The 4,752-nt window shown below is 36.6% G+C and carries 6 protein-coding genes; 4 read left to right on the top strand and 2 right to left on the bottom strand.

Annotated elements, in window-relative coordinates; translation table 11 throughout:
* Both AC6F75_RS12135 and AC6F75_RS12130 read left to right on the top strand, forming a co-directional pair.
* On the top strand, positions 1–475 hold a 475-nt coding region (locus tag AC6F75_RS12135; protein WP_500715297.1), incomplete at its 5' end, for a phosphoenolpyruvate carboxykinase (ATP).
* Between the two features lie 273 nt (positions 476–748).
* Complete coding sequence (locus AC6F75_RS12130) at positions 749–1,237, top strand: hypothetical protein (protein ID WP_500715296.1); 489 nt, start codon at positions 749–751, stop codon at positions 1,235–1,237.
* 110 nt (positions 1,238–1,347) lie between these two features.
* On the opposite strand, the gene AC6F75_RS12125 is transcribed toward AC6F75_RS12130, so the two are convergent.
* Together AC6F75_RS12125 and AC6F75_RS12120 are read right to left on the bottom strand one after the other, a co-directional pair.
* Positions 1,348–2,097, bottom strand: coding sequence for a uroporphyrinogen-III synthase (locus tag AC6F75_RS12125; protein WP_500715294.1), 750 nt, complete (start codon positions 2,095–2,097; stop codon positions 1,348–1,350).
* 33 nt (positions 2,098–2,130) lie between these two features.
* On the bottom strand, positions 2,131–2,784 hold the full coding sequence (locus tag AC6F75_RS12120) for a DUF4271 domain-containing protein (RefSeq protein WP_500715293.1): 654 nt from the start codon (positions 2,782–2,784) through the stop codon (positions 2,131–2,133).
* Positions 2,785–2,890: 106 nt separating this feature from the next.
* Here AC6F75_RS12120 and AC6F75_RS12115 point away from each other — a divergent pair, with 106 nt between their 5' ends.
* Both AC6F75_RS12115 and AC6F75_RS12110 read left to right on the top strand, forming a co-directional pair.
* Complete coding sequence (locus tag AC6F75_RS12115; protein ID WP_500715292.1) at positions 2,891–3,622, top strand: glycosyltransferase; 732 nt, start codon at positions 2,891–2,893, stop codon at positions 3,620–3,622.
* A gap of 6 nt (positions 3,623–3,628) precedes the next feature.
* A partial coding sequence (locus AC6F75_RS12110) for a dihydroorotase (RefSeq protein ID WP_500715291.1) occupies positions 3,629–4,752 on the top strand: 1,124 nt, incomplete at its 3' end.

The raw sequence follows: 4,752 nt of genomic DNA, 5'->3' as shown, positions 1-4,752 counted from the left end.
TTATACAGCTAAGGTAGCAGGAACCGAAGCCGGAGTGGATGAACCTACACCCAACTTCTCAGCCTGTTTTGGAGCACCGTTTATGCCGTTACATCCCACCAAATATGCCGAAATGCTTAGCAAAAAAATGAAAGATGCCGGGGTCAATGTTTGGTTAATTAATACGGGATGGACCGGAGGTCCTTATGGAATTGGAAGCCGAATGAAATTAAAATACACTCGTGCCATGATCACAGCAGCCATGAATGGCGAATTAAAAAATGTGGCTTTTGAAAACCATCCTGTATTTGGTTTGGCTATGCCCACAAGTTGCCCTAACGTTCCAGACGAAGTATTGAATCCAAAAAGCACTTGGAAAAACGCCAAAGCCTATGATGTACAGGCCAAAGAACTGGCAGCTTCTTTTAGGGAGAATTTTGCCAAGTTTGAATCTTATGCCAATAATGAGATATTAGGCGGTGCACCTATTGGATAATAGCTTTTAAAAATAAATTTCTAAGCACGGTCAATTAATATTGGTCGTGCTTTTTTTATTGAGTTATATTTTAATTTATTATTTTAGTTAAAACTAATGTTGTTTTTGCTAATGTTTAAAAAGCTCACATACCTTTTAATAGTAATTCCATTGCTTCAATTTAGCCAAACCGAAGCTATTGAATCAGCAACCATGTCAAATTGGATACTTGAGTTCAAAACAGGCTTTACTTTTCAAGCAGACGAACTTGCCCGAATCAATGAACAACCCCCCTTGGATCAAGAAATCGGGAATGGTATAAAGCTTCAATTTACACCGGCAATACATTATTCATTAATTGATAATCTATGGGTTGGAGGGCATTTAGGTTTTGGTTTTACAAGTTTTTCTGACAAAAACTCAGTAAATAAAAGTTCTTCTGAAAATTATAAAATAGGGGCTCAATTGCGCTATAATTTTCTAAATATAATTTCAAAAATATATTTGCATAGTGAAATTGGATTGAATTACAATTATATAAACCTTCGTTTGAACACCCCTCAGGAACTTAGTGAATCAAATAGTTATATTAAGTCATATCTGGATTTTGGTGTAAATTTTGTTTTTTCAGAGAATTGGACATTCGCAATTATATTTAAAGATTTGCTATATTATTACAATTCTGCACCAAATTTTGAAAACCGAAAAGATTTCGGGAACTCCAAAGTTTTCAAAGATTTTATTGACTTTCCTTATTTCTCTGTAATTTTCACACTGGATTAACATGCTTAAATTAAAATATTCGTTCTGAATACCTTTTAAAACCAAAAGAACCTTAAAACAAAAAGCGGCTACTTTTTCAAGTGCCGCTTTTTTATGCAAATAAATTCCAATTATTTTTTCTTGTTAGCTTCAATAATATACTTCTCCAGCGCCATCGTCATTGAGGGTGTCTCAGGTGTGGGTGCCTGAATATCTACACGCAAACCGCTTTCTTCAGCAGCTTGAACGGTGGTGTTTCCAAACACGGCAATGCGGGTATCATTTTGTTCAAAATCAGGAAAGTTTTCCAAAAGGGACTTGATGCCGCTGGGGCTGAAAAACACCAGAATATCATAGTAAACATCCTTCAAGTCTGAAAGGTCACTAACGACAGTTTTGTAAAACGTGGCTCGCTTCCATTTTACTTTTAATCCATCCAAAACTTCCGGGATTTCAGGTTTTAAAGCGTCTGAACAAGGCAGTAAAAAGTTTTCATTCTTGTACTTTTTAATCATGGGTGAAAGTTCAGAAAATGTGCGCTTGCCCACGTAAATCTTACGTTTTCTGTAAACCACATATTTTTGAAGATAAAACGCTACGGCTTCAGACAAACAAAAATACTTGAGGGTATCCGGCACTTTGTATCTCATTTCTTCTGCAATTCTGAAAAAATGATCCACGGAGTTCCTACTGGTAAGGATAATGGCAGAGTAGTTGTTTAAATCTACTTTTTGTGCTCTTACATCTTTACTTGAAACTCCTTCTACGTGAATAAAAGGCCTGAAGTCAATTTTTACTTTTTGCTTTTCAATGAGCTCAAAGTAAGGTGAATTTTCTATTAAAGGTTCTGGTTGGGAAACCAAAATTGTTTTCACTTTCATAAACCTATCAGTTATTTAATTTTAAACCTCACGCTACACCAGTATTTTATACAATATGTAATAAGGTGAAATTTCAAGTGCGCAAAGATATAAAATAAAATAGAAAAAGTTTGACCTAATCAGCTTTTCGTGAGTTTTGTAGCTGTAGATCAATGCCAAAATATTTAAACCCAACACGACAAAAATTACGATGAGAAAAAGCAATGTGTTTGGTTTTAAAGCATATAGAAAAATCAGGTTGATAACAAGGAGCAATACCGAAATCAAATTTCTGTAAGATAATTTTTGATAGAGATAGCGATCAATATGCTTATCCATTGAAAACAAGTTGGCTATTATCTTTTCCAGATAAAATTTCAGCGCAATAAACAAGGTATAAAACCCGACTATCTGGATAAAAACAATGTGATTATTTAATGAAAATCCCAGGTTTAATTGAGCCCAAAACAAAAACAAAAAAACAGAAACAACAATAATCTGATTAACAAGCAAAAGCAGGTTAAAGGTTGAAAAAACCTTGCTCCCCTTGTCATGCAGCAAAAAATATTTGTTGGTAAAACCCAGTTGAACAAAGTCGTTAAATCTTGCCGTTTGTACCCATTTTGCAACTGAAATGAGCATTAGACTGCTAAAAATCAGCAAAGTGATCCAGTCAGGCACAAGTGTATAGCGTTCAATTAAGTCCAATCGTGTAATTTATGTTTACAAATTTACTCCAAAATAAAGTTTTAGTATAACATTTTTTAAACAGGCCGTCAATATAAAATTAAGTACATTTGCCAAAATTTGGGGAATGTCTAAAGCCTTGGTTGTCATACCAACTTACAACGAGATTGAAAACATCGAGCGTATATTGAGAAACATTTTTTCGCTGCAGCGAAATTTTGATGTGCTTGTTGTTGATGACAATTCACCCGATTTAACACACAAAAAGGTCGAGGAACTTCAAGCCGAATTTTCCGAAAAACTCCATTTACTTCTCAGAAAAGAAAAAACCGGTCTGGGAACCGCTTACATTGCCGGCTTCAAATGGGCTTTGCAAAAAAACTACGCGTTTATTTTTGAAATGGATGCCGATTTTTCACACAACCCCAATGACTTAATCCGGCTGTACAACGCCTGCGAAAAAATGGATTATGATATGGCAATCGGCTCTCGTTATGTTACCGGCGTCAACGTGGTCAACTGGCCTATGGACAGGGTATTGATGTCATGGATGGCTTCAAAATATGTCCGGTTCATTACAAGAATGCCCATTTTTGATACTACGGCAGGGTTTGTGTGCTACAAAAGAAAAGTTCTGGAAACCATCAACCTCGATAAAATACAATTTGTGGGTTATGCGTTTCAAATAGAAATGAAGTTTAAAGCCTATTTAAGCAAATTCAAGATAATTGAAATTCCGGTAATATTTACAGACCGCACCAAAGGTGAATCAAAAATGAGTGGAAGCATCATTTCTGAAGCCATTTTTGGAGTTTTTTCAATGAAGTTGAAGAGCCTGTTTAATCGCTATGAGATCTAAAAATATATGAACACTGTTCTAATTAAAAATGCCAATATTGTCAACGAAGGAACCATTTTTAATGGTGATGTTTTAATTCAAAACGAAGAAATTGTTGAAATTGCAGAGTCCATCAGTGCAAAATCTTCTGATACGCAAATTATCGATGCTGAGGGAAAATATCTTTTTCCGGGTTTAATTGACGATCAGGTGCATTTCAGGGAGCCCGGACTTACTCACAAAGCCAACATAGAAACCGAATCAAAAGCAGCCATAGCAGGAGGAATCACCACATTTATCGAAATGCCCAATACGATACCTCAGGCTACAACTATTGAACTTCTGGAGGAAAAATTTGAAATTGCAAAAAACACTTCCTGGGCCAACTATTCATTTATGTTTGGTGGAACCAACGACAATCTGGAGGAAATCCTAAAGGTTGACCCTAAAAAAGTGGCGGCATTGAAGTTGTTTTTAGGCTCATCAACTGGAGACATGTTGGTTGATGACCCAAAAGCCTTAGAAGAAATTTTCTCAAAAACCAACTTGCTCATCGCCGTACATTGTGAAGACGAGCAAACCATAAAAAACAATCTCGAAGCACATATTCAGAAATACGGCGAAGACATCCCTATGGACTGTCATCACCTGATAAGAAGTGAAGAAGCTTGCTACCTTTCTTCATCCCGAGCTATTGCTTTGGCAAAGAAAACGGGAGCAAGATTACACGTGTTTCACCTTTCAACCGCAAAGGAAACCGAACTTTTTGACAACAAACTCCCGCTTGAAAAAAAGAAAATCACTGCCGAAGTCTGCATTCACCATCTTTGGTTTACCGATAAAGATTACCAGGAAAAAGGCACATTTATCAAATGGAATCCGGCAGTAAAAACCGAAAAAGACCGCGATGGCCTTTGGCAAGCCCTGCTTGACGACCGCATTGATGTAATTGCCACAGACCACGCTCCGCATACGATTGAAGAAAAAAAGAACGTTTATACCAAAGCACCTTCCGGCGGGCCACTGGTGCAACATGCATTGGTAGCCATGCTCGAATATTACCACAGAGGAGTAATTTCGCTTGAAAAAATCGTTCAGAAAATGTGTCACAACCCGGCGATTTTGTTTCAAATTAAAAATAGGGGATTTAT

The sequence above is a fragment of the Planktosalinus sp. genome (assembly GCF_059864935.1).
This window is presented reverse-complemented; position numbering and strand designations above follow the sequence as displayed.